Annotated in this window: 21 protein-coding genes and 1 pseudogene; 12 read left to right on the top strand and 10 right to left on the bottom strand. The window is 60.4% G+C overall.

The genetic code is table 11. From position 1 onward, the window contains the following. Positions 1-30: 30 nt before the first annotated feature. Entirely contained in the window at positions 31-2,085 is a 2,055-nt protein-coding gene (gene tkt / locus PspS35_RS12675; RefSeq protein ID WP_159934938.1) for a transketolase, read from the bottom strand. A gap of 175 nt (positions 2,086-2,260) precedes the next feature. Between tkt and PspS35_RS12680 the strand changes: the two genes are divergently transcribed. Next, the gene (locus PspS35_RS12680) at positions 2,261-2,488 is read left to right on the top strand and encodes a DUF465 domain-containing protein (protein ID WP_159934940.1); all 228 of its coding nucleotides are present in this window, start codon (positions 2,261-2,263) and stop codon (positions 2,486-2,488) included. 135 nt (positions 2,489-2,623) lie between these two features. Here PspS35_RS12680 and PspS35_RS12685 read toward each other — a convergent pair whose 3' ends face one another. Continuing rightward, on the bottom strand, positions 2,624-4,000 hold the full coding sequence (locus PspS35_RS12685; RefSeq protein ID WP_159934942.1) for a VOC family protein: 1,377 nt from the start codon (positions 3,998-4,000) through the stop codon (positions 2,624-2,626). Positions 4,001-4,199: 199 nt separating this feature from the next. Between PspS35_RS12685 and PspS35_RS12690 the strand changes: the two genes are divergently transcribed. After that, positions 4,200-6,827 (top strand): glucosidase, encoded by a 2,628-nt coding sequence (locus PspS35_RS12690; protein ID WP_174244806.1) that lies wholly within the window; start codon positions 4,200-4,202, stop codon positions 6,825-6,827. 54 nt (positions 6,828-6,881) lie between these two features. Here the strand turns inward: PspS35_RS12690 and PspS35_RS12695 are convergent, their stop codons facing one another. Together PspS35_RS12695 and PspS35_RS12700 are read right to left on the bottom strand one after the other, a co-directional pair. Beyond that, entirely contained in the window at positions 6,882-7,196 is a 315-nt protein-coding gene (locus tag PspS35_RS12695; protein ID WP_159934946.1) for an SCP2 sterol-binding domain-containing protein, read from the bottom strand. 56 nt (positions 7,197-7,252) lie between these two features. Then, entirely contained in the window at positions 7,253-7,963 is a 711-nt protein-coding gene (locus tag PspS35_RS12700; protein ID WP_159934948.1) for a histidine phosphatase family protein, read from the bottom strand. Positions 7,964-8,170: 207 nt separating this feature from the next. Between PspS35_RS12700 and sohB the strand changes: the two genes are divergently transcribed. Continuing rightward, positions 8,171-9,196, top strand: coding sequence for a protease SohB (sohB, locus tag PspS35_RS12705; RefSeq protein WP_159934950.1), 1,026 nt, complete (start codon positions 8,171-8,173; stop codon positions 9,194-9,196). 86 nt (positions 9,197-9,282) lie between these two features. On the opposite strand, the gene PspS35_RS12710 is transcribed toward sohB, so the two are convergent. Beyond that, positions 9,283-10,398 (bottom strand): alcohol dehydrogenase catalytic domain-containing protein, encoded by a 1,116-nt coding sequence (locus tag PspS35_RS12710; protein ID WP_159934952.1) that lies wholly within the window; start codon positions 10,396-10,398, stop codon positions 9,283-9,285. Between the two features lie 60 nt (positions 10,399-10,458). Next, positions 10,459-11,466 (bottom strand): substrate-binding domain-containing protein, encoded by a 1,008-nt coding sequence (locus PspS35_RS12715; RefSeq protein WP_159934954.1) that lies wholly within the window; start codon positions 11,464-11,466, stop codon positions 10,459-10,461. Between the two features lie 452 nt (positions 11,467-11,918). Between PspS35_RS12715 and PspS35_RS12720 the strand changes: the two genes are divergently transcribed. Then, positions 11,919-13,487 (top strand): TerC family protein, encoded by a 1,569-nt coding sequence (locus tag PspS35_RS12720; RefSeq protein ID WP_159934956.1) that lies wholly within the window; start codon positions 11,919-11,921, stop codon positions 13,485-13,487. A 22-nt stretch (positions 13,488-13,509) separates the two neighbouring features. On the opposite strand, the pseudogene PspS35_RS30530 reads toward PspS35_RS12720, so the two are convergent. Further along, positions 13,510-13,797 (bottom strand): annotated as a pseudogene (locus PspS35_RS30530) (thioredoxin family protein); the annotation flags it as partial. Between the two features lie 74 nt (positions 13,798-13,871). Continuing rightward, positions 13,872-14,120 carry a hypothetical protein gene (locus tag PspS35_RS12730; protein WP_159934958.1) on the bottom strand — a complete coding sequence of 83 codons (249 nt, stop codon included), beginning with the start codon at positions 14,118-14,120 and terminating at the stop codon, positions 13,872-13,874. 321 nt (positions 14,121-14,441) lie between these two features. Between PspS35_RS12730 and PspS35_RS12735 the strand changes: the two genes are divergently transcribed. The 8 genes from PspS35_RS12735 to PspS35_RS12770 all read left to right on the top strand — a co-directional run bounded on the left by PspS35_RS12735 (position 14,442) and on the right by PspS35_RS12770 (position 20,974). Next, on the top strand, positions 14,442-15,290 hold the full coding sequence (locus tag PspS35_RS12735) for a transporter substrate-binding domain-containing protein (RefSeq protein WP_159934960.1): 849 nt from the start codon (positions 14,442-14,444) through the stop codon (positions 15,288-15,290). Positions 15,291-15,342: 52 nt separating this feature from the next. Continuing rightward, a complete protein-coding gene (locus tag PspS35_RS12740; protein WP_159934962.1) occupies positions 15,343-16,005 on the top strand; it encodes an amino acid ABC transporter permease in 663 nt (220 codons plus the stop codon). Positions 16,006-16,016: 11 nt separating this feature from the next. Then, a complete protein-coding gene (locus PspS35_RS12745; RefSeq protein WP_159934964.1) occupies positions 16,017-16,679 on the top strand; it encodes an amino acid ABC transporter permease in 663 nt (220 codons plus the stop codon). Then, positions 16,676-17,458 (top strand): amino acid ABC transporter ATP-binding protein, encoded by a 783-nt coding sequence (locus PspS35_RS12750; RefSeq protein WP_159934966.1) that lies wholly within the window; start codon positions 16,676-16,678, stop codon positions 17,456-17,458. Before PspS35_RS12745 ends, PspS35_RS12750 begins: the two co-directional genes overlap by 4 nt. Before the next feature lie 16 nt (positions 17,459-17,474). Beyond that, positions 17,475-17,864 (top strand): RidA family protein, encoded by a 390-nt coding sequence (locus tag PspS35_RS12755; protein WP_010210958.1) that lies wholly within the window; start codon positions 17,475-17,477, stop codon positions 17,862-17,864. Positions 17,865-18,029: 165 nt separating this feature from the next. Next, the gene (locus PspS35_RS12760; protein ID WP_159934968.1) at positions 18,030-18,794 is read left to right on the top strand and encodes an IclR family transcriptional regulator; all 765 of its coding nucleotides are present in this window, start codon (positions 18,030-18,032) and stop codon (positions 18,792-18,794) included. Positions 18,795-18,803: 9 nt separating this feature from the next. Next, positions 18,804-20,012: an amino acid deaminase gene (locus PspS35_RS12765; protein WP_159934970.1), complete on the top strand. Its 1,209-nt coding sequence runs from the start codon at positions 18,804-18,806 to the stop codon at positions 20,010-20,012. A 53-nt stretch (positions 20,013-20,065) separates the two neighbouring features. Next, on the top strand, positions 20,066-20,974 hold the full coding sequence (locus tag PspS35_RS12770) for a sugar kinase (RefSeq protein WP_159934972.1): 909 nt from the start codon (positions 20,066-20,068) through the stop codon (positions 20,972-20,974). Between the two features lie 112 nt (positions 20,975-21,086). On the opposite strand, the gene PspS35_RS12775 is transcribed toward PspS35_RS12770, so the two are convergent. Further along, positions 21,087-21,362 carry a peptidylprolyl isomerase gene (locus tag PspS35_RS12775; RefSeq protein ID WP_003174397.1) on the bottom strand — a complete coding sequence of 92 codons (276 nt, stop codon included), beginning with the start codon at positions 21,360-21,362 and terminating at the stop codon, positions 21,087-21,089. Positions 21,363-21,405: 43 nt separating this feature from the next. Then, on the bottom strand, positions 21,406-23,901 hold the full coding sequence (locus PspS35_RS12780; RefSeq protein WP_159934974.1) for a PAS domain-containing protein: 2,496 nt from the start codon (positions 23,899-23,901) through the stop codon (positions 21,406-21,408). Positions 23,902-23,964 lie beyond the last annotated feature (63 nt).

A 23,964-nucleotide genomic window follows, 5' to 3' on the forward strand; every position in this document is an offset into this window, starting at 1 on the left:
TGGGAGGGGGCTTGCTCCCTCCCACAGGGATCAGTGTCCAGTCAGTTGGATTTGTTGCTTGGCCTGTTTCACAACATTCTCCACAGTAAACCCAAACTTCTCCTGCAATTTGGCCAGCGGCGCGGAAGCCCCGAAGCTGTTCATCACCACTTTGGCGCCAGTCTGCCCCACATAACGGTCCCACCCTAACGGGCCCGCCTGTTCCACCACTACCCGCGCTTTCACCGCAGGCGGCAACACACTGTCGCGATAGGCCTGGTCCTGTTCTTCGAACAATTCCCAACTTGGCATCGACACGACCTGTACGGCAATGCCTTCACCCTTGAGCTTTTCATAGGCCGCCACCGTCAGGCTGACTTCGCTGCCGGTGCCGATCAGGATCACCTTGGGCTCATCCGCCCCTGCCAACACATAAGCCCCCCTGGCCGCCCCGGATGCCGTCGCATAACGCGTGCGGTCCAAGGTCGGCAGCGGCTGGCGTGACAGCACCACACAGCTTGGTCGGGAAGTTTGCGCCAGGGCAACTTTCCACAGTTCCAGGGTTTCATTGGCATCGCCCGGCCGCAGGGTCAGCAGCCCCGGCGTGGCGCGCAATTGCGTCAGGTGCTCGATAGGCTGGTGCGTCGGCCCATCTTCGCCCACGCCGATGGAGTCGTGGGTAAACACGAACACCACCGGCAACTCCATGATCGCTGCCAGGCGGATCGGCGGTTTCATATAGTCGCTGAACACCAGGAAGGTCGAGGTGTACGGCCGCAGGTATGACAGCGCCATGCCATTGGCGATGGCGCCCATGGCGTGTTCGCGAATACCGAAATGCAGGTTGCGCCCACTGTAGTCGTCGGCACTGAAGCGCCCCGCGCCGTCGAAGGTGAGGTTGGTCTTGGTCGACGGCGACAAGTCCGCCGAGCCGCCAAGCAGCCAGGGGATCTGCTGGGCGAAGGCATTCAGCACCTCGCCACCCGCCGCGCGGCTGGCGACGCCCTTGGCATCGGCGGCAAAGCTCGGCAGCTCAGCCTGCCAGTGCTCGGGCATCTCCCCGGCGCGCATCCGCCGCAGTTCATCGGCCAGTTGTGGATCGAGGCGAGACACGGTCTGGTTCCATTGTTGGAGCAACGGTTCGGCGCGTGCGTGTAGTGCATCGCGTAACGGCGTGCGCGCTTCATCGGGCACCAGGAAGCTAGAATCCTGCGGCCAGCCATACGCGGCCTTGGTCAGGCGGATTTCCTCGTCACCCAATGGCTCGCCATGGGCGGCGGCGGTGTTGTGCTTGTGGGGCGAGCCGTAGCCGATCACGCTGTCGACCACGATCAGGGTCGGCGCGCCGGTAGTCGCCTGGAAGGTTTCCAGGGCCGCGCTCAGGGCCTGCAAGTCATTGGCATCGGTGACGTGCAAGGTGTGCCAGCCATAGGCCTGGAACCGCTTGATCAAGTCCTCGCTGAACGCCAGCTCAGTGTGGCCTTCGATGCTGATGGTGTTGTTGTCGTAGATCCAGCACAGGTTATCCAGTTTCAAATGCCCGGCCATCGACGCCGCTTCGCTGCTGATGCCTTCCATCATGTCGCCGTCGCCGCACAGGGTGTAGACGTCATAGTCGAACACCACCTGGTCGTCGCGGTTGAAACGCTCAGCCAGCCAACGCTCGGCCATCGCCATGCCCACGCTGTTGGCGCAGCCCTGGCCGAGGGGCCCGGTGGTGGTTTCTACACCTGTGGTCATGCGGTATTCCGGGTGCCCTGGGGTCTTGGAGTCGGCCTGGCGGAACTGCTTGATATCATCCAGGCTGATTGCCGGCTGCCCGGTGCGCTGGCCGTGGGCATCAATCTCCACCACCCCGGCCAAGTGCAGCAGCGAGTACAACAGCATCGACGCATGCCCCACCGACAACACAAACCGGTCACGGTTGGGCCAGTCGGGGTGCTCGGGGTGATAGCGCAAAAACCGGCTCCACAGCGTGTACCCCACTGGCGCCAGGCCCATGGGCGTGCCTGGGTGGCCGGAATTGGCCTTCTGCACGGCATCCATCGCCAGGGTGCGCAGGGTGTTGATGCATAGGGTGTCGACAGTGGTGGCAGCAATAGTCATGAACCCGGTCTCCCTCAAGTGACGATCTAGTGTGGAGGGCACGGCGCCGCGAAGGTTTGATCCCATTGCCTTTGCCGCGACGAACGGGGCTGTATTGACCGTAAACATGACAAGAACCGCTGCAATGGGCTAGCTTCAAAGGCGTAGGCCATTGATCAACTTGCGGAGGTACGCCATGCCAGTGAAACACGACCTGTATCAGGATTTGGGGTTGAGCAAGGAAGTCGTTCACGAACGCAGGGCGAGCGATAAACGCTTGGACTCGCTGCTCACGCAATACGACGCTGCCGACGGGGAGGTGCTACAGGCGGAATCACGCAAGGCCGACGACATGGAGGTGGAGGTGTTGAAGAAGAAACGCCTGTTGCTAAAAGACGAAATCGCGGGGCGATTGGACGCCTGAAGCGCGGTGAGTTTTATTCAGATTTGACTGGGGGACATCATGGGAACCAATCCTTATGATGCGCCCCGTCCACCCGGCTCTGGGGACTTATCGCAGCGCAAGGATTGCGTTGGTGAGCCGGGTGGGCACTGTCTTTCAGGCCAGCAGTGCCGCAGTGCACGCATCCATCGATCGCTGCTGCGTCTCGCCATATAGCTTCAATTCGTCAATGGTCGTGCGTCCCAGGGCCTTCTCGAACTCCGCCTGGTTTGAATTGGCTGCGTAGTGACTCTGCGCCGCATCGCCCAGGTTCGACTGGAAAATCCCCGCCGCACTCACCGGTAGAAAATCCTCATACACCAACGGCTCCACGTCCACGTGGCCAGCGGCGATCAGCGCTTCCAATGTGCGTGGCTGATCGGCGCGGCCACGTGCCGCCAGGCCTGTTTGCGTAGTGAAGTAGCGAAAGTACGCCAGGCCTTGCTCACGCATCTGCCCGTGGTGGTCGGGGAAGGCCTGGAAGTGCTGTTCCATTAATTGCGTATAGCGCGCGGCATTACCCTCGTTGGGGAACGCGCCCAGCTCGTCGCGGGCGGCATTCAGCAGTTGGTCGTACAGTGCGCGGCCTTTGGGCGTGAGCGCGACGCCACGTTGTTCGATCTCGCCAAAGCGGGCGCTGTGGCTGCCTCGGGCGTCGGTGAAGGCGATGGCTTCGTCAAGGGCCTTGAAGCTGGTTTGGCGCAGCAGGATCGGGCACTGGCGGCGCGGTGGGCCTTCGATCACAGCCTTGGGGGTGATGCCTTTGCCTGGCATGGAGGCTTGCACTTGGTCGATGTCCAGGGTGCGTGGGGTCAGGTGGTTGATGTGTGGGCCTTTGAAGGCCACCACGTCGGCGATCAGGCGGTGCTGGTCACTGAGTTGCTGGTACTGCGCGCCAGTGACGGTGGCGGTGTGGTGCCAGCGGAAGGTTTCCAGGGCCTGACGGATAAATTCAGCGGCATCCTCGGCGTTGAGGCCACCGTTTGTTTGCGCTTGTTCGATCAGCGCCAGGGCGCCGGGGGTGAAGATCGAACGTTTGGCCAAGGCGGTTTCGGCGAAGGCGCGCAGTTCGAGGTTCTCGATCAATTCCAGGCGCAGCAGCGAGGTGAACACCCGAAAGGGGCTGGTCTGCAACGCCTGTTCATGCACGGCGCGAAACGCGGTGGAATGCACCGGCACGCCCGCTGGGGTGAGGTCGTAGTAGCCCACCGGCTGCATGCCCATCACCGCAAACAGACGGCTGATGGTGGCCAGTTCCGCTGCCGTGCCGAGACGGATGGCGCCGTGACGCTCCATGTCCAGGCGCTGGATTTCGCCGGTGCGTTGCAGCTGTTGCGCCAAACCCGGCTCGTTGTCGAGCACGCGCTTGTTGGTGTCGGCCACCAGTTCCATCAGCGCGCCGTACAGCGGAACTTCATCGCGGTACATATCGGACATGGCCTTGGAAAAACCCTTGCGGATCTCGTCTGGACTCACATGTGCGGTACTGGGCATAGAAAAATTCCTGATGACGGTGGAGAGGGTGATGGCCTTTTACTGGATTTTGTTGGGCTCAAGCTGCGCTTGCAAACGAAGAATCCTCTGGACTTCATTCTGCAAATGAATGAATGGCATGTCCTTCTAAGTCTTCATGTGCAAGCGAACGTCGAGGGGTTCTACACTGCACCTCACTGTGTAGGTGATGGAGGAACCCATGACGGCCACGCCCGTGACCCAAACGATTGAAGGCCAACGCCTGGCCACCGAAGACGCCGAGCGCTGGCGCGAGTGGGGGCCCTACCTCAGCGAACGCCAATGGGGCACGGTGCGCGAAGACTACAGCGCTGACGGCGATGCCTGGCGCTACTTCCCACACGAACACGCCCGTAGCCGTGCCTACCGTTGGGGCGAGGATGGCCTGGCCGGTTTCAGCGACAAGGCGCAACGCTGGTGCCTGGGCCTTGCACTGTGGAACGAGCGCGATGCCATTCTCAAGGAGCGTCTGTTTGGCCTGAACAATGCCGAGGGCAACCACGGCGAAGATGTCAAGGAGCTGTACTTTTTCGTCGATGGCGTACCGAGCCATGCCTACATGCGCATGCTCTACAAATACCCCCATGCCGCCTTTCCCTATGCCGACCTGATCACCGAGAACGCGCGTCGCGGGCTGGGTGATGCCGAGTATGAAATCCTCGACACCGGGGTGTTTGAAGACAACCGCTATTGCGATGTCAGCGTCGAATACGCCAAGCATCAGCCTGACGACATCTTCATGCGTGTCAGCGTGCATAACCGCTCGGAGCAGCCGACCCGTTTGCACGTGTTGCCCCAGCTGTGGGCACGCAATGACTGGAGCTGGACCTTTGATGCGCCCAAGCCGCAGGTGTGGCTGGACGGCGAGCGGGTGCTCGCCCGTCATCCTGAATTGCCAGATCGGCATCTGAGCGCCTGGGGCCAGGATGGCGTGGAGTGGTTGTTCTGCGAGAACGACAGCAATGTCGTCAAGCTGGACGGGCAAGTGGCCTGCGGGCCGTTCAAGGATGGCATCAACGATTTTGTGGTGAGCGGCAGGCAATCGGCGATTCGCCGGGACACTGGCACCAAGGTCGCGGCGCGTTTCATCCTTGAACTGGCGGGGCAGGAAAGTAGAACGGTGTACCTGCGTTTCGCTCCCGTGGATGCGCCTGCGGTCAACGCTCGCAAGTTGTTCGAACAACGCCGCCAGGAAGCCGATGACTTTTACGCGAGCCTGCAACACGCCATCGCCGATGCCGATGCGCGCAACGTGCAGCGCCAGGCCCTGGCCGGTTTGCTGTGGTCCAAGCAGCTCTACTATTTCGACGTGAACCAATGGCTTGACGGCGACCCGGCCCAACCCGCGCCACCGCCAGAACGCCTGCATCTGCGCAATACCCATTGGCGGCACCTGTCCAACTTCGACATCCTCTCGATGCCCGATACCTGGGAATACCCGTGGTACGCCTCGTGGGACCAGGGCTTCCAGGCGGTGGCCATGGCGCTGATTGATCCGGGGTACGCCAAGCAACAGTTGTTGCTGCTGGTGAAGGACCGCTTCATGCACCCCAACGGCCAACTACCGGCGTATGAATGGCGCTTCGACGATGCCAACCCGCCGGTGCATGCCTGGGCCAGTTGGCGGGTGTATCAGCAGGACAAGGCGCTTACGGGCGTAGGCGACATGGATTTTCTGGAGCGCATTTTCCACAAACTGCTGCTGAATTTTTCCTGGTGGGTCAACCGCAAGGACGCCGAGGGCCGCAACCTGTTCCAGGGCGGTTTCCTCGGGCTGGACAACATCGCCTTGTTCGACCGTTCGGCGGCATTGCCGCCGGGGTATCAGTTGGATCAGGCCGATGGCACTGCCTGGGTGGCCGCGTATGCCCTGGACTTGATGCGCATCGCCCTGGAGCTGGCCAAGCGCAATGGGGTGTACGTGGATATCGCGGTGAAGTTTTTCGAACACTTCCTGTATATCGCTGGCGCGATCAACCGCGTCGACGACAGCGCCGAAGGCCTGTGGGATGAGCAGGACCAGTTCTTCTACGACGTGCTGCACCGCCCCGACGGCCAGAGCGAGCCGGTGCGCCTGCGCTCGATGGTTGGGCTGATGCCACTGTTCGCCGTGCTGGTGTTGGAGCAGCACGAGCATGAAGGTCTACAGGGGTTGCGCGAGCGGTTGCTGGGCTTTATGAAACACCGACCGGATCTGGCTAAGTTGGTCTCGCGCTGGAACGAGCCGGGGCAGGGCAATCGCCTGTTGCTGGCGTTGTTGCGGGGCGAGCGCACCAAGGATCTACTGCGGCGCATGCTGGAGGACAGTGAGTTTCTGTCGGCGTTTGGCGTACGCTCCTTGTCCAAGACTTTCGCTGAGCAGCCGCTGGCGCTGAAGATGAATGGCGATTGCCTGAGTGCGCGTTACCAGCCTGGCGAGTCCGATTCACGCTTGTATGGCGGCAACTCGAATTGGCGGGGGCCCGTGTGGATGCCGGTCAACTACATGCTGATTGAATCGCTGCGTGAGTTTCATCGGTATTACGCGGATAACTTCTCGGTGGAGTACCCGACGGGAAGTGGTTATCTGTCATCCCTGGAGGAAGTGGCTGACAGTCTCAGTCAGCGGCTGACGGGCTTGTTTCTAAGGGATGAACATGGCTGTCGACCATCGATGGCCGGGTATACGCAACTGGAAGCTGACCCACTGAGCCGTGACCTGGTGCTGTTCCATGAGTATTTCCATGGCGAAACCGGGCGCGGGTTGGGCGCATCACACCAGACAGGGTGGAGTGCATTAGTGGCCTTGTTGCTGCAGCCCAGAAACTAAATACCACCGCGAACCCAATGTGGAAGGGAGCAAGCCCCCTTCCACAGTGAAGAATCAAGCTGGGAACAGTTCGCTCAGTTTCATCGCCAGCATCATGTCGCCTTCGGTGCGCAGCTTGCCGCCCATGAAGGCCTGCATGCCGTCGGTCGAACCGTCGACGATGCCTTCCAGGGTTTCGCTGTCCATGACCAGGGTCACTTGGGCGTCAGGGTTTTCGCCTTCTTGCAGTTCGCAGGTCTTGTCTTTGACGATCAGGGAAAAATTCTTGGTGTCGTCGATACGGAAGCCAAACACCAGGTCCAAGCCTTCGGCTGCGGCTGGGTGGAACTTGGCTTTCATTGCTTCTACAGCTTTGGCTACGTCAGTCATGGTTTCGATCCTTTAGGGTAGAGTCCAGTGACCTTGGGGTCACGGTTGGCCGCACTTCATCGGAAGGTGATGAGTTGCGGCGCCTTCAACAGTTGCAGGTGGGCATGACTGTTGAAGGAAGCCAGTGCCACCTCGCGACCACGGAATTTAAGCTGGTTGAGCGAGGTGTTAACAATTTGCCAGTTCAATTCGAAGGCCTGGGCGGCAGGCATCCGGGTAATCAGGTGGAGCAGGGCGGTAATGGTGCCGCCGGAGGTAAACACTGCGATTTTCTGTGTGTTGTCCGCCGCTTCAAGAATACGTTGCAAGCCACCCTGGACACGCTCGACGAACCCCAGCCAGCTTTCCAGCCCTGGCGGGTCGTAGGTGCCAGCCAGCCAACGCTCGATGATCAAGGCGAAGATGCGCTGGAATTCGCTGCGGTTTTGCGCGGCATTACGCAGGATGTCCAGGGCGTCGGGTTCGCGGGTGAGCAGGTCGGGAAGCAGGGCGCGGATGATCGCGTCAGCGTCGAATTCGTTGAAGGCGCTGTCGGTTTCCAGCATGGGGACCGACAGGCCCAGGGCGCTGTATTGTTCGAAGGCAGCGGTGGCGGTGTGCTGCTGGCGGCGCAGGTCGCCGGCCACGCAGCGGTCGAACACCAGGCCCATGTCCGCCAGGTGGCGGCCGAGCACTTGCGCCTGCTCCACGCCAACGGGAGACAGCACGTCATAGTCGTCTGCACCGAAGGAGGCTTGGCCATGTCGAATCAAATAGATGCTGCCCACGTCCGTATTCCCGGTACGTTGAAAGTCTGGCGAGGTTATGAGGATGCCAGGGAGCTGTCAATGAAAAAACATACGCTTGTTTTAAAAGCTCGTTGGAGGGCTTGCGTGCGGGTGTTTTGATCACTGGCCCGAATGCAGTGCCGCCGGTATGCTGGGGCAATCCGCGCCTGGCGCACTGCTCTTGAAAATGCACTTGTAAGGAGTCACATGGATTTTTTGGCCGAATATGCCAGCTTTCTGGCGAAGACCGTCACCCTGGTGGTCGCTATTCTGGTGGTACTGATCAGCTTCGCGGCATTGCGCAGTAAAGGTCGTCGCAAATCTGCCGGCCAATTGCAGGTCAGCAAGCTCAATGATTTCTACAAGGGCTTGCGTGAACGCCTGGAGTCGACGTTGCTCGACAAGGACCAGCTCAAGGCCTTGCGCAAGTCTGAAAGCAAAACCGAAAAGAAGAACAGCAAGAAGAAGCCCGAGGCCAAGCCGCGGGTGTTCGTGCTGGATTTCGACGGTGACATCAAGGCTTCGGCCACCGAGAGCCTGCGCCATGAAATCACGGCGTTGTTGAGCCTGGCCACACCCAAGGACGAAGTGGTTCTGCGCCTGGAAAGCGGCGGCGGAATGGTGCACAGCTATGGCTTGGCGTCCTCGCAATTGGCACGCATTCGCCAGGCCGGCGTGCCCTTGACCGTGTGCATCGACAAGGTCGCCGCCAGCGGCGGCTACATGATGGCGTGCATCGGCGAGAAGATCATTAGCGCGCCGTTCGCGATCCTCGGCTCCATCGGCGTGGTGGCGCAGTTGCCCAACGTCAACCGCTTGCTGAAAAAACACGACATCGACTTTGAAGTGCTGACGGCCGGTGAGTACAAACGGACTCTCACCGTGTTTGGCGAAAACACCGAGAAGGGCCGCGAGAAATTCCAGGAAGACCTGGACATTACCCATCAACTGTTTAAGAACTTCGTTTCCCGGTATCGCCCGCAGCTGGCGATTGACGAGGTGGCGACTGGAGAGGTGTGGCTAGGTGTTGCCGCCCTCGACAAGCAACTGGTCGACGAGCTGCAAACCAGCGACGAGTACCTGGCCACCAAGGCCAAGACTGCCGAGGTGTTCCATCTGCACTATGCCGAGCGCAAAAGCCTGCAAGAGCGCGTCGGCCTTGCGGCCAGTGGGTCGGTGGATCGTGTGTTTTTGACTTGGTGGAGCCGGTTGACTCAGCAACGGTTCTGGTGAGTGGCCAGTCAGTTAAGACGTAAAAAACCACCCGTGGCGAGGACGCTTGCTCGCCACGGGCAGCCCTATCGAGCCGGTGTTGTGGGTTATGGTTCCAGCACCACCTTGAGCGATTTGTCCCCCCGCTCCATCACTGCAAACGCCTCCTTGAAGTCCGCCAGGGCAAACTTATGGGTCACCACGTCGCGCATGTCGATCTTGCGGTTGCCGATGAAGTCGATGGCGCGCGGGTACATGTAGGGCCCCAGGTGTGAGCCGAGTACGTCCAGTTCCTTGCGGTCGCCGATGATCGACCAGTCCACCGTGGCCTCGTCGTTGAATACGCTGAATTCAACGAAGCGCCCCAGCTTGCGCAGCATTGCCAGGCCCTGGTTCACGGCCTTGTGGTGGCCGGTCGCTTCGATGTAGATGTCACAGCCATAGCCTTCGGTGATCTCGCGAATCTTGGCCAGCACGTCCACTTCGGCTGGGTTCCACACCTCGTCGGCGCCCATGCGCAGGGCAAGGGCCGTGCGTTCGGGTTTCATGTCCAGCACGATCAGTTTCTTCGGGTTGCGCATGCGGACTGCACCGATAATCCCCAGGCCCAGAGTGCCTGCACCGGCGACCACCACCACGTCATCGAAATCCACATTGGCTCGTTCGGCGGCATGCAGCGAGCAGGCCAGCGGCTCGATCAGGATCGCTTCGTCCGGGGCAATGGAGTCCGGCACCTGATGGATGATGCCTTCCTTGGTGAAGATCATGTACTGGGCCATGGCACCCTGCACATTGTTTTGGAAGCCATACAGGTCATGTTTCTGGCACATCCAATACTGGCCGTGGTTGCAGAAGCGGCAGCCCCAGCAAGGCACGATCTGTTCGGAGATGACTCGATCGCCGATTTTCACACCGCGTTTTTCGGCGCCAGGGCCCAGGGCGACCACGCGGCACACAAACTCATGGCCTGGGATCATCGGTGGTTTAACGTAGCGCGGTTGCTCGGCATCGCCCCAGAACGAAGGCGCGCCGCGGTAGGTCTTGATATCGCCCATGCAGATACCGCACAGCTCGACCTTGGTCAGAATCTCCTCGGGACCGGGCGTCGGTACGTCGACGGTCTCCAGGCGATAGTCTTCGGGGCCGTGACAGACCACGGCCTGCATGGTTTTCGGGATGATTACAGACAGTTGCTCAGGCGAGCGCTCAGGAACGGTGGACATGACTGACCTCACGGCAAAGATGAACGTATCGCTCCCGCGTGGGAGCGATTCAACCACTGGCTATTTGGCGCCGCTGACTTGCTGGTACAGCGCGTCGGCATTGGCGTTGGTCACGGGTACCCACGGCAGGATGTAGTTCTTGGCAGTGCCATCGGCCCATTTCAGGTCCTTGGCGTAGCGCTCCCAGATCACGGATTTTGGCGTGTAGTCCTTGCCGGCCAGTGCGCGCAAGGCTACGTCAAGGGCGCCTTGGGATTGGGCCTGAGCGTCCTGAAGGAAGGTGGTGACTTCGTCTTTTTTTGCCGCCTGGATTGCATCCGGCATACCGTCGATGGAAGTGACCGGCACATCCTTTGAGGTCAGGCCGTGGGATTTCAATGCCTGTACGGCGCCGAGGGCCATATCGTCGTTCTGGGCGATCACGCCGTTGATGCCTTTGGGATGGGCGTTGAGCCAGTCCTCGGTCAGCGTCATGGCCTGGGCGCGATCCCAGTTGGCGGTCTTTTTCTCGATGATCTTGATGTCCGGGTGTTTGCCCAGCACTTCCAGCTCGCCCTTTTCCCGGTCGATCTGCGCCGACTGGCCAATCGGCCCCTGGATGATCACCACGTTGCCCTTGCCGTTGAGCTTGTCGACCATGGCCTGGGCCTGAAGGCGGCCGCCTTCCACGTCATCGTTGCCCACGTACGGCACCGACGCATCGGCGACCTTGGTGTTCGAGGCGATCACCACCACGTCATTGCTCATGGCTTGTTTTACGGTGCCAACGCCGGCTTTGGTGTCGATCGGCACGAACAGAATGGCGTCGTAATGCTGGGTCACCATGTTTTCGATCTGGTTGTTCTGGGTCAGTGCGTCGTAGTTGCCGTCGAACACGGTCAGTTGCACCGTACCGTCTTTTACGGCTGGGTGTTCCTTGAGCTCACGCACCCAGTTCTGCATGAACTGGCCCTTGAGGCCGTACACCGCAGCGCCGACCTTGTAGGTCTTGCCATCGGCTGCCAGGGCGATACTGCTGGCGAGGAGGGAAAGGGCCGCGGCGGCGGCGAAGGTTGTACTCAGTTTCATGATGAGAACCCCGTTTATTGTTGTGGTCGTGATCTGTCATGTCGCTATGTGTTCATATGTTTAGCAAATGAAAATCTGATCAGTCAAATACTTTCCTCCAAAAGCCTAAAAAAGCATGATTTATTGAGTTTTCTAGGTTTTGTGAGGTTTTTGTCGGTTTGTTGTTCGATATTATTTTCATGTGATGAACATATGATCGTGATCGGTTACAAATTTTGTAATAGTTTTGCGCTTAAGGAAAACCGTGCTTGGACTGTAGGATCCAAGTCCGTTTTTCATTACAGGACTTGCATGAACACCCTCTCGGAGCCTCCCAGTCGTCTTTCCCCAAGACATTTGCTGCCGCTGTTCCCGCTGAAATCCCCCTTGTTCCGACTGCCAGTCTTGTCCCGGTCCACTGACCGCGCTTCGCTGTGCCCGGCATTCTGAAATCAATCAAGAGACTTTATTAAATGGAATGGTTAGCGGATCCAACGGCCTGGCTCGGCCTGTTGACCTTGATTGTGCTGGAGTTGGTACTGGGTATCGACAACCTGGTGTTTATCGCGATCCTGGCGGACAAGCTGCCGCCGGAGCAGCGTGACCGGGCGCGTTTGATCGGTTTATCCCTGGCGTTGCTGATGCGCCTTGGCCTGCTGGCGAGTATTTCGTGGCTGGTCACGCTTACCCAGCCGCTGTTCGAGGTGTTCGACAAGAGCTTCTCCGGTCGCGACCTGATTATGCTGTTTGGTGGTGTGTTCCTGTTGTTCAAGGCCACCATGGAATTGCACGAGCGCCTGGAAGGCCACGTGGCTCAACGCACGGGCAACGTGGCGTACGCGATGTTCTGGCCGATCGTGGCGCAGATCGTGGTGCTTGATGCGGTGTTCTCCCTGGATGCGGTGATCACCGCCGTGGGCATGGTAGATGAGCTGGCAGTGATGATGATCGCGGTGATCATTTCCATCGGCCTGATGATTGTGGCGAGCAAGCCGTTGACGCGCTTCGTCAACGCCCACCCGACCGTGATCATGTTGTGTCTGGGCTTCTTGATGATGATCGGTTTTGCCCTGACCGCCGAAGGCCTGGGCTTCCATATTCCGAAGGGATACCTGTACGCGGCCATTGGTTTCTCGATCCTGATCGAGGTGTTCAACCAGATCGCCCGTGCCCGTCGCAAGAAATCGGCGCAGGGCGTGTTGCCGGTGCGTGAGCGTACGGCCCATGCGGTGATGCGCTTGCTTGGCGGTCGCAGCCTGGCGGTGGAAGAAGTGGGCGAAGAGGTGGCCGACCTGCTGGGTGAGCCGGATACTGCCCAAGGCCCGTTGTTCGACCGACGCGAGCGGGTGATGATCAGCGGCGTGCTGCAATTGGCCGAGCGGCCGATCCGCAGCCTGATGACGCCGCGGGCCAAGGTCGACTTTATCGACCTGGCAGACGATCCCGAGACGATTCGCCTGAAACTGATGCATTCGTCCTATTCGCGTCTGCCGTTAATCCGCAACGGCGCGGTGGATGAGCCGTTGGGCTTCGTGCACAAGAAGGAGTTGCTCAAGGAGTACCTGGCCGGCAACGAGCCGAACCTGGAGCACCTGGCGCGCCGGGCGATCAACCTGCTGGAGAGCTTCTCGATCCTTAACGCCTTGGAGCAGATGCGTCAGGAATCGACCCACATCGCCTTTGTGATCAACGAGTTCGGTGACTTCATGGGCGTATTGAGCATGACCGACATTCTCGAATCCATCGCCGGTGAATTGCCGGATGCCAGTGAAATCGAAGGGCCGGATATTGTCGAAGACGCTGATGGTTTTCGCGCCAATGGCGCCTTGAACCTCACCCAGGTTCGTCAGCGCACGGGTTTCAAGGCTGTCGCGACCGAGGATTATCAAACCCTGGCGGGGTTGGTGATGAGCCTGCTCGACCGCTTGCCGGTGGTGGGCGATAGCCTGGAGCATGAGGGCTGGCGCCTGACGGTGGCAGCGGTGGAGGAGCGGCGGGTGACGCAGGTGGTTCTGCGCCCGTGCGGTCGGCATAGTGCTTGAATTTGGCTTCGATTAACTGCGCCTGTTCGTCCTCTGGGCCGAACCCTTGGAGCTTCTCCATCAGTGTGCCGTTGAGATAGATCAGCAGTGTCGGGGTGCTGGTGACTTCCGCGTGCCTCGGTGTCTGCGCACAATCGAGCACCAGACTCACCACTGACTGGTGCTCGTTGGCGATCCCCTGGAATAAAGGCCCGGATACCTCGCAGGCCGGGCAATGTTTTGACACAAACAGCATGAACACCGGTTGCGGTGTGCGCAGTGCACGGTTGAAGTCGTCGGCATTGGCAATGGTTGCAGTGACAATCCCCATGATGGTCTCCGTTTGGGCGGCGCTGGTTTCTGCCAACGCTAAGCTCAGGGATTTGTGCTGTCTACTGTCAACTCTTACAGGTCTGCGTCCCGCTCCAGGCGCTCCCGGGCCTTGCGTGCCTGGCTCGCGCACTTGCGGTATTCCTCATTGTCACTGGACGCCTTGGCGCGTCGATAGCCGTGGTGATTCTGGTTGGTGTAGTTGATGTCGAAGGCTTCTTTGAGCTTGCGCAGTTCTTCTTTGCATTCGCGTCGGTCGTTGCTGGCCGACGCGCTGCCAGCTGCCAGAAGGGCGAGCACAATTAAGGTGAGACGGAGCTTCATCAGAGCGCGATCCTTGTCAGCGGGGGTGTGCCAAAGGCTAGTCCAGCCCAGGGATTTTTCCACGGTCTGGGTGTGCGCAGTAACGGGGCGGGGCGCACTTCAATAGCGCTGTCACCGCTGCGTGAGGCCTTGGGTAGCAGTCTGACTGCGGGTGCTGGCGCAATGCCTCATCTCAATAACTGATTTATCTATCTGATTTTGAAAGATTTTATCGGCGTCATATGTTTGCGCTGAGGCGTATGGCACACTTTCTGCTGTCTATTCCGTTGTTACATACCAAGTTCCGGTATAGCGGAATACACAATCCCTGGAGTGCTTGTCATGCATCACCGACCTTCCGTGTTCAAAGCGTGTGTTTTTCTCTTCTCCGCATCGGCTTCCCTCGCAGGCATCGTGCAGGCGGCGGACAGCAAGCTCGATAACGTGCTCAAGCGTGGGCACCTGATCGTGGGTACAGGCAGTACCAATGCGCCGTGGCACTTCCAGGGAGCGGATGGCAAGTTGCAGGGTTTTGATATCGACATCGGCCGCATCGTGGCCAAAGGGTTGTTCAATGACCCGACCAAGGTCGAGTTTGTGGTGCAGTCCTCTGACGCGCGCATTCCCAACCTGCTGACGGACAAAGTCGACATGAGCTGCCAGTTCATCACCGTCACCGCCAGCCGTGCGCAGCAGGTGGCGTTCACCCTGCCTTACTACCGCGAAGGTGTGGGCCTGCTGCTGCCGAACAACAGCAAGTACAAAGAGATTGAAGACCTGCAGGCCGCCGGCGATGGCGTCACCGTGGCCGTGCTGCAGAACGTCTACGCCGAGGAGCTGGTGCATCAGGCCCTGCCCAAGGCCAAGGTCGATCAGTACGACAGCGTTGACCTGATGTACCAGGCCGTGAACTCCGGTCGCGCCGATGCCGCCGCCACTGACCAGTCCTCGGTCAAGTACCTGATGGTGCAGAACCCCGGTCGCTACCGCAGCCCGGCTTACGCCTGGAGCCCGCAAACCTACGCGTGCGCGGTCAAGCGGGGCGACCAGGACTGGTTGAACTTCGTCAACACCGCCTTGCACGAAGCCATGACCGGTGTGGAGTTCCCGACCTACAAGGCCTCGTTCAAGCAATGGTTCGGCGTGGACCTGCCAGAGCCGGCGATTGGTTTCCCTGTCGAATTCAAGTGATCCGGAATAACCGGGGCGCCCGCCGAGGCGCCCCAATCAGGTACTGATGACCATGAACTATCAGTTGAATTTTGCCGCCGTGTGGCGCGATTTCGACACCTTGCTGGCGGGGCTCGGTCTGGGCCTGCAACTGGCACTGCTGTCGATCGCCATCGGCTGCGTGATCGGCCTGCTGATGGCGTTTGCCATGCTGTCCAAGCACCGTACGTTGCGACTCTTCGCCTCGGTGTACGTGACGGTGATCCGCAATACGCCGATCCTGGTGCTGATCCTGTTGATCTACTTCGCCTTGCCCAGCCTGGGCATCCGGCTGGACAAGATCCCCTCGTTCATCATCACGTTGTCGTTGTACGCCGGTGCCTACCTGACCGAAGTGTTCCGCGCCGGGCTGTTGAACATTCCCAAGGGCCTGCGTGAAGCCGGGCTCGCGATTGGCCTTGGCGAGTGGCGTATCCGTGCGTATATCACCGTGCCGGTGATGCTGCGCAATGTGCTGCCCGCGCTGTCGAACAACTTTATCTCGCTGTTCAAGGACACCTCGCTGGCCGCTGCAATTGCGGTGCCCGAGTTGACCTACTACGCCCGCAAGATCAACGTCGAAAGCTACCGGGTGATTGAAACCTGGCTGGTCACGACCGCGCTCTACGTGGCTGCCTGTTACCTCATTGCCATGCTGCTCCGTTATCTGGAACAGCGTCTGGCGATCCGTCGTTAAGGAGGGTTTCCATGTACGAATCCCCCAGTTGGTTGCATGAGTTATGGATCGCCCGGGACACCTTGTGGGCGGGGTTTCAGACCAGCATCTATTGCTCGGCGCTGGCGATTGTCTTCGGCACTCTGATCGGCATCTTTGCCGGGCTGGTGCTGACCTACGGCAAGTTCTGGATGCGGGCGCCGTTTCGCCTGTATGTGGATTTGATCCGCGGTACGCCGGTGTTTGTGCTGGTGCTCGCGTGTTTCTACATGCTGCCTGCCCTCGGTTGGCAGATCACTGCGTTCCAGGCCGGCGCCGTCGGGCTTACCTTGTTCTGCGGCTCCCACGTATCGGAAATCGTGCGCGGGGCACTGCAAGCCATTCCCCGTGGACAGCTGGAAGCGGGCAAGGCGATTGGCCTGACGTTCTACCAGTCGCTGGCCTACGTGCTCTTGCCCCAGGCATTGCGGCAGATCCTGCCGACCTGGGTCAATTCCTCCACGGAAATCGTCAAGGCCTCGACCTTGTTGTCGGTGATCGGCGTGGCCGAGTTGCTGCTCAGCACCCAGCAAGTCATCGCACGGACCTTCATGACGCTGGAGTTCTACCTGTTCGCAGGCTTTATGTTCTTTGTCATCAACTACGCCATCGAGTTATTCGGGCGCTACATTGAAAAGCGGGTGGCCTTGCCATGAACCAACCTCAAACAACCGAGCCGCTGCTGAACATTCGCGGCCTGCGTAAACACTATGGCGAGGTGGAAGTGCTCAAGGGCGTCGACTTGTCCATGCAGCGCGGCAATGTGGTGACGCTGATTGGCTCCAGCGGCTCGGGCAAGACCACGCTGCTGCGTTGCGTCAACCTGCTGGAGGAGTTCCAGGGCGGCCAGATCACCCTGGACGGCGAGTCCATCGGTTACAGCGATGTCGGCGGCAAGCGTGTGCGTCACCCTGAGCGTGTCATCGCCCAGCACCGGGCGATGACCGGCATGGCGTTCCAGCAGTTCAACCTGTTCCCTCATTTGAGTGCGTTGCAGAACGTCACCCTGGGCTTATTGAAAGTTAAGAAAATGCCTAAGGACGAGGCGGTGGCACTCGCGGAAAAATGGCTGGACCGCGTAGGACTTCTGGAGCGTCGCAATCACTTTCCCGGCCAGTTGTCCGGCGGCCAGCAACAGCGTGTGGCGATTGCCCGTGCGATTGCGATGAACCCCAGCCTGATGCTGTTCGACGAAGTCACCTCGGCCCTCGACCCGGAGTTGGTGGGCGAAGTGCTCAACGTGATCAAGGGCCTGGCGGAGGAGGGCATGACCATGTTGCTGGTCACCCACGAAATGCGCTTTGCCTACGAAGTCTCGGACAAGATCGTATTCATGAACCAGGGCCGCATAGAAGAGCAGGGCTCGTCGAAAGATATTTTCGAGCGCCCGCAGTCGCCGCGCCTGGCGGAATTTTTGAAAAATATTCGTTTTTAATCAGGAGCATATGTTTATGAGCATTACTCGTTACGGCGCCGGCAGCACCGCCGGTGGCGGCCAGCCACGTCCTTTCGCCCGAGCGGTGGAAGCGGACGGCTGGCTCTACGTCTCGGGCCAGGTGCCAGCAGTGGACGGTGAAATCATCACCGGCGGCATCATCGAGCAGACCCGGCAGACCATGCGCAACGTGGTGGCGATCCTCGAAGAAGCCGGCTACGAACTCAAGGACGTAGTGCGCGTGGGCGTGTGGCTGGAAGACCCGCGGGATTTCTGGAGTTTCAACAAGGTGTTCGGTGAGTATTTCACCCCGGAACACGCCCCGGCGCGGGCGTGTGTGCAGGCCAACATGATGGTTGATTGCAAGGTGGAGATTGATTGCGTGGCCTACAAGAAAAAGGGCTAAATTGCCCCCTCTTAAGCTTGCGCAAATCCAATGTGGGAGGGGGCTGCCCCCGATGGCGGTGAGTCAGTCACAAATGCATGTGCTGACACTCCCTCCTCGGGGGCAAGCCCCCTCCCACAGGAGAATTGTGTCGTACCCAACAACTTCGACCGGACCGAAATTGCCATGACCGAAGACACCATCAAGCGCCGCGCCAAAGGCCTGGACCGTGCATTCGACATCCTTGATTTTCTCAAGGAAGTCGGCCAGCCCCTGCGCCCGAATGATATCGCCAGCGGCATCGGCAGCCCCAAATCCACGGTCTACGAATTGGTCGCCTCCCTGCTGGAGCGCCGTATCCTGGAGACCGTGGGCAAGGACGGTCACGTCTATCTGGGCCGTCAGCTGTACTTTCTCGGGCAGGCGCATCTGCGTCATTTCGACCTGACCCGCGAGGCCGATCACGCCTTGCAGGAGATCGTCAGCCAGACCCACGAAACCGCGCAGATGTGCCTGCTCAACGGGCGCAAATACACGGTGGCGCTCATGCGTGAAGGCGAGCGGCATTTCCGGATTTCTTCGGACATCGGCGAAAACGCGCCGATCCCCTGGACCGCCTCCGGGCGCTTGTTGCTGGGGCACTTGAGCGACCAGCAGATTGTCGACCTGATCGACCACGACGACTTCATCCTGCCAGACGGCCAGCGCCTGTCGCTCGAGACATTCCTGGCGCAAATCCGTCAGGCCACCCTCGATGGGTTCTTTTCCTTCGACAGCGTGGCCGACACCTTTACCCACTGCTTTGCCGCCCCGGTGCGGGACGCGCAAGGCATCAGCATTGCGACCCTGTGCATCGTCGCCCCAAGGGCCGATGCCATTAAAAACTACAACGACTATCGCCGGGTGTTGATCGACAGCGCCAACCACCTGGCCCGTCGCATCAACGAATAGGAGTTTTCCATGTCTGCCATCAACGCCGTTGAAAAAGGCGCCGCCGCCGTCGGTGCCCACCTGGTCCGTGACGTCAGCCTGCCGGCCTTGGTACTGCATCGCGACGCCCTGGAACACAACATCCGTTGGATGCAGGACTTCGTCAGTCGCAGCGGCGCCGAGCTTGCGCCCCACGGCAAGACCAGCATGATGCCGGCACTGTTTCAGCGCCAGATCGCCCAAGGCGCCTGGGGCATTACCCTGGCGAACGCCGTGCAAACCCGCGCCGCCTATGCCGGTGGTGTGCGCCGTGTGTTGATGGCCAACCAGTTGGTGGGCGCGCCGAACATGGCGTTGATCGCCGACCTGCTGGCCGACCCGGACTTCGACTTCCACTGTATGGTCGACCACCCGGACAACGTCGCCGACCTGGGACTGTTCTTCGCGGCCCGTGGCCTGCGCCTGAACGTGATGATCGAATACGGTGTGGTCGGCGGCCGCTGCGGTTGCCGTAGCGAACAGCAAGTGCGCGACCTGGCCAAGGCCATCAAGGCCCAACCGGCGCTGGCCCTCACCGGTATCGAGGGTTATGAAGGCGTGATCCACGGCGAGCACGCCATCAGCGGCATCCGCGACTTCGCTGCCAGCCTGGTGCGCCTGGCGGTGGACCTGCAAAACAGCGGCGGTTTCGACTTGGCCAAGCCAATCGTCACTGCGTCGGGCTCCGCCTGGTATGACCTGATCGCCGAGTCCTTCGAGCAACAGAACGCCGCCGGTCGTTTCCTCAGCGTGCTGCGCCCCGGCAGTTATGTGGCCCACGACCACGGCATCTACAAAGAGGCGCAGTGCTGCGTGCTCGACCGTCGCAGTGACTTGAACGAAGGCCTACGTCCGGCGCTGGAAGTCTGGGCCCATGTGCAGTCGTTGGCTGAGCCAGGGTTTGCAGTCATTGCCTTGGGTAAACGTGACGTGGCCTACGACGCCGGTTTGCCGGTGCCGCTCAAGCGCTACAAGGCCGGTATCGTGCCGGCCGACGGCGATGATGTAAGCGCCTGCAAGGTCACCGCAGTGATGGACCAGCATGCCTTCATGGTCGTGGCGCCAGGGGTTGAACTGCGCATCGGTGACATCATTTCCTTTGGTACATCCCACCCGTGCCTGACCTTTGACAAGTGGCAGGTGGGTTGCCTGGTGGATGAGCAATTGCAGGTGGTCGAGTCCCTGCACACTTGCTTCTAGACCGCGTCGCTCCTATCGGGGGCAAGTCGATTCGTCGCACCGAGACAGCAGCCATGACCACCCAAACCCGCATCGCCCTCATCGGCGAATGCATGATCGAACTGCAACACCGCGCCGATGGCAGCCTGAAACAGAGCTTCGGCGGCGACACCCTGAACACAGCGGTATACCTGCGCCGTGAACTGGGGCCGATCGGCAGCGTCGATTACGTCACTGCCCTGGGCGATGACAGCTTCAGCGACGCCATGTGCCAACAATGGACCGACGAAGGTCTGGGGCTGGACTTGGTCCAGCGTCTGCCGGGGCGATTGCCGGGCTTGTATTGCATCCAGACCGACACCCACGGCGAGCGCAAATTCCTCTATTGGCGCAACGAAGCCGCGGTGCGCGACTGCTTCACTACGCCTGCGGCCGAGCCGATCCTGGCGGCGTTGCCGAGTTATGACGTGGTGTACTTCAGCGGCATTACCCTGGCGGTACTGGGCGAGGTCGGACGTGCGCGTTTACTGCAGGTGCTGGTCGAAGCCCGCCGCCGTGGTGCCAAGGTGGTGTTCGATAACAACTACCGACCGCGCTTGTGGGCCAGTGTCGAGGCGGCGCGTGCGGCTTATCACAAGGTGCTGGCCGAAGTGGATATCGCCTTGCTGACCGAGGATGACGAGCGTGCGTTGTTTGGCTATGCCGACAGCGAGCAGGTGTTTACGGCGTACCCGGCGATTGAGGAAGTGGTGCTCAAGCGCGGGGCGGATGCGTGTTTGATCCGCTGCAACGGCGAGCGCTTTGTCGTGCCGGCGTTGACGGTCGAGAAGGTGGTGGATACGACGGCGGCGGGTGATTCGTTCAGTGCAGCGTATCTGGCCAGTCGGCTCAAGGGTGATTCGCCAGAGGAGGCAGCGTTGGCCGGGCATCGGTTGGCGAGCCGGGTGATTCAGGTGGCAGGGGCGCTGATTCCCAGAGAGTAATTGAATGGCCGCCTGCGGCGGATCGGGGGCAAGCCCCCTCCCACATGCGGGCAGCTGTGGGAGTGTGGGCGACGATTCGACTTGCCCTTGATAGCGGTCTAAAGGCAGCCACTCAGTCCCGGTAAAACACCTGCACCAAGTGATACCCAAACTTGCTCTTGATCGGCCCGTGAACCACCTTCACCGGCTTCTTGAAGATCACTGCATCAATCGCCCCGACCATCTGCCCTGGCCGTACTTCACCCAGATCACCGCCGCGCTTGCCGGACGGGCAGGTCGAGTACTTCTTGGCCAGCACATCAAAGGCTTCGCCCTTGGCGATGCGCTGTTTGAGCTGTTCGGCTTCTTCGCTGGTTTTCACCAGGATATGACGGGCTTGGGCTTTCATTGGTCTCTACCAGGTGTACGACGGCGCGCGATTATGCCTGAACTCATTTGACCACGCTGATCATGCTGCGGATTTTAGTCGCCAGCAGGTCGATGGAGAACGGCTTGGCCACCATGTCCATGCCGTCCTCCAGGAAACCCTGGCGCTCGGCGGCTTTCTCGGCGTAACCGGTCATGAACAGCACCCGCAGCCCTGGGCGGTGCTGGCGGGCGATTTCCGCCAGTTGCCGGCCGTTCATGCCGGGCAGGCCAACGTCGGTCACCAGCAGGTCCACACGCAGGTCCGACTCCAGCAGGGGCAATGCGGTGCGTGAGTCCGCTGCCTGATGCGCGGTGTAACCCAACTCATCCAGCACATTCACCACCAGCATGCGCACCGCCGGGTCGTCCTCGACCACCACCACGGCTTCACCGGCCAGGGCCACCGGCGCTTCGCCGAGGCTGGCGGGCTGGTTGCTTTCCAGTGCGGTGCCGTGCAGGCGCGGCAGGTACAGGCGCACGCAGGTGCCTTGGCCGGGTTCGCTGTGGATCGTGACGTGCCCGCCGGACTGTTGGGCAAACCCGTAGATCATCGACAAGCCCAGGCCGGTGCCTTGGCCGATGGGCTTGGTGGTAAAGAATGGGTCGAACGCCTTGGCGAGAATCTTCGGCGCCATGCCGGTGCCGTTGTCACATACGCCGAGCATCACATAGTCGCCGGCCTTGACCGGTTCGAGGGTGATGATGTCGGTGCCGTCCAGGTAACTGTTGGCGGTTTCGATCAGCAGTTCGCCACCGTCTGGCATGGCATCGCGGGCGTTGATCACCAGGTTGAGCAGAGCGTTTTCCAGTTGGCTGGCATCGGTGTTGACCGGCCAGATATCGTGGCCCAGTTGTACCTTGAGCGTGATATGGGCGCCTTTGGTGCGCTGGAACAGATCTTCCAGGGACGCCACCAGCTGGTTGGGGTCGGTGGGGCGTCGGTCCAGCGATTGGCGGCGCGAGAACGCCAGCAGGCGGTGGGTGAGGGCGGCAGCGCGATGGGCCGATGACACGGCGGCATCGGTAAAACGCCCGATCTCATCGCTGCGCCCGGCGGCGATATAGCGTTGCATCAGGTCCAGGCTGCCGATAATCCCGGTGAGCATGTTGTTGAAATCATGGGCGATGCCGCCGGTGAGCTGGCCCACCGCTTCCATTTTCTGCGCATGGCGCAACGCATCTTCGGCGCGCTCGCGTTCATACATCTCGTTTTGCAGGCGCTGGTTGGCCTCCGCCAGCGCCTGGGTGCGCTGGGCCACGCGCTCTTCGAGGTTTTCGTTGAGGTGGCGCAGGGCTTCTTCGGTGAGTTTGCGTTCAGTTTCATCGATCACGAAGATGTAGAAACCGTTCACCGAGCCGTCATTGCTGAAGCGCGGCAGGTACTTCATCAGTGCATGACGCGGCCGTCCGTCGCGGTGGGGCGTGATGGTCAGGAAGCTGCAGGCCTTGCCCTTGAGTGCGGCAGTGATCTTGTCTTCGCGCCCGGCATACACTTCGTCGCCCAGCACTTCGCGGATGGTCTTGCCGTACAGCTCTTGGGGCGTCATGCCGTACCACTCAAGGTAGGCGCTGTTGTTCAGGCGAAAGCGCTGCTCGTGGTCGACATAGCCGATCAGTACCGGCATGGCGTTGATGATCAATTGCAATTCGGTCTGGCTTTGGCGCAGCGCCTGCTCGGTGTGCTTGCGCTCGGTCAGGTCCAGCGCGGCGCCGAGGAAACGTGCCGGGCGGCCGTGGTGATCCTTGTAGCAGCGGCCTCGGGCAAATACCCAGCGCACCTGTCCATCGGCCTGCTGGAGGCGGTATTCCTCGGCGTATTCGGTGCCGTGGGTGATGCAGTGCTTGATGCTGCGCGCCACCGTGCCACGGTCTTCAGGGTGCACTCCGTGGAGGTAGTCGCTGATGGGCAGCAGGCCGGCTTCGCTGGGAGCGACGCCGTGCAGGTAGGCGAAATGGGCATCGGCGATAAAGCGGTCTTCGCCGATATCCCAATCCCAGGTGCCTACGGCGTCGGTCGCCGCCAGGGCAAGCTGCAGGCGCTGCTCGGTATTGTGCTGGGCTTTGCGGCGTTCGTTGGTTTCGATGGCGGTGACGAGGATGCCCGCCACGCAGGCGCTTTCATCGCGGATCGGGCTGTAGGTCAGGTCCAGCCAGATTTCCGTATCACGGTTATTGCGTTGCAGGACGAAGCGCTGCTCGCTGAAGGTGCGCACCTGGCCGTTGAGTACGGCATCGTAGATCGGGCCGGTAAAGCTTTCCAGCTCTGGCCACGTCTGGTGCGCCGGTTGGCCCATCGCTTCGGGGTGCTTGTTGCCGGCCAGCAGGGCAAAACCGTCGTTGTAGAGTTGGGTGAGCTGGCTGCCCCACAGCAGGAGCATCGGCATCGGCGAATGGATAACGATATCGACCGCTGTACGCAGGCTTTGCGGCCAATCATTGGCCTCACCGAGGGGGCTTCGTGCCCAGTCCAGCCGCGCAATCAATGCGGCGGCGTCGCTACCGGTGGATGTTCCTTTCATATAAAGCCCTGAGCGTAACGCTTTGAAAAATGACAACACCCATTATCTCGTGAGTCGAGAATG

The sequence above is a fragment of the Pseudomonas sp. S35 genome, assembly GCF_009866765.1.
GTDB lineage: Bacteria > Pseudomonadota > Gammaproteobacteria > Pseudomonadales > Pseudomonadaceae > Aquipseudomonas.

Coding starts and splice junctions, on each gene's coding strand:
- PspS35_RS12715 (WP_159934954.1), bottom strand. CDS start 11,466: ATGAAACTGAGTACAACCTTCGCCGCCGCCGCGGCCCTTTCCCTCCTC.
- PspS35_RS12770 (WP_159934972.1), top strand. CDS start 20,066: ATGACCACCCAAACCCGCATCGCCCTCATCGGCGAATGCATGATCGAA.
- PspS35_RS12710 (WP_159934952.1), bottom strand. CDS start 10,398: ATGTCCACCGTTCCTGAGCGCTCGCCTGAGCAACTGTCTGTAATCATC.
- PspS35_RS12685 (WP_159934942.1), bottom strand. CDS start 4,000: ATGCCCAGTACCGCACATGTGAGTCCAGACGAGATCCGCAAGGGTTTT.
- PspS35_RS12760 (WP_159934968.1), top strand. CDS start 18,030: ATGACCGAAGACACCATCAAGCGCCGCGCCAAAGGCCTGGACCGTGCA.
- tkt (WP_159934938.1), bottom strand. CDS start 2,085: ATGACTATTGCTGCCACCACTGTCGACACCCTATGCATCAACACCCTG.
- PspS35_RS12780 (WP_159934974.1), bottom strand. CDS start 23,901: ATGAAAGGAACATCCACCGGTAGCGACGCCGCCGCATTGATTGCGCGG.
- PspS35_RS12745 (WP_159934964.1), top strand. CDS start 16,017: ATGTACGAATCCCCCAGTTGGTTGCATGAGTTATGGATCGCCCGGGAC.
- PspS35_RS12740 (WP_159934962.1), top strand. CDS start 15,343: ATGAACTATCAGTTGAATTTTGCCGCCGTGTGGCGCGATTTCGACACC.
- PspS35_RS12775 (WP_003174397.1), bottom strand. CDS start 21,362: ATGAAAGCCCAAGCCCGTCATATCCTGGTGAAAACCAGCGAAGAAGCC.
- PspS35_RS12750 (WP_159934966.1), top strand. CDS start 16,676: ATGAACCAACCTCAAACAACCGAGCCGCTGCTGAACATTCGCGGCCTG.
- PspS35_RS12680 (WP_159934940.1), top strand. CDS start 2,261: ATGCCAGTGAAACACGACCTGTATCAGGATTTGGGGTTGAGCAAGGAA.
- PspS35_RS12730 (WP_159934958.1), bottom strand. CDS start 14,120: ATGAAGCTCCGTCTCACCTTAATTGTGCTCGCCCTTCTGGCAGCTGGC.
- PspS35_RS12735 (WP_159934960.1), top strand. CDS start 14,442: ATGCATCACCGACCTTCCGTGTTCAAAGCGTGTGTTTTTCTCTTCTCC.
- PspS35_RS12690 (WP_174244806.1), top strand. CDS start 4,200: ATGACGGCCACGCCCGTGACCCAAACGATTGAAGGCCAACGCCTGGCC.
- PspS35_RS12755 (WP_010210958.1), top strand. CDS start 17,475: ATGAGCATTACTCGTTACGGCGCCGGCAGCACCGCCGGTGGCGGCCAG.
- PspS35_RS12720 (WP_159934956.1), top strand. CDS start 11,919: ATGGAATGGTTAGCGGATCCAACGGCCTGGCTCGGCCTGTTGACCTTG.
- PspS35_RS12765 (WP_159934970.1), top strand. CDS start 18,804: ATGTCTGCCATCAACGCCGTTGAAAAAGGCGCCGCCGCCGTCGGTGCC.
- PspS35_RS12695 (WP_159934946.1), bottom strand. CDS start 7,196: ATGACTGACGTAGCCAAAGCTGTAGAAGCAATGAAAGCCAAGTTCCAC.
- sohB (WP_159934950.1), top strand. CDS start 8,171: ATGGATTTTTTGGCCGAATATGCCAGCTTTCTGGCGAAGACCGTCACC.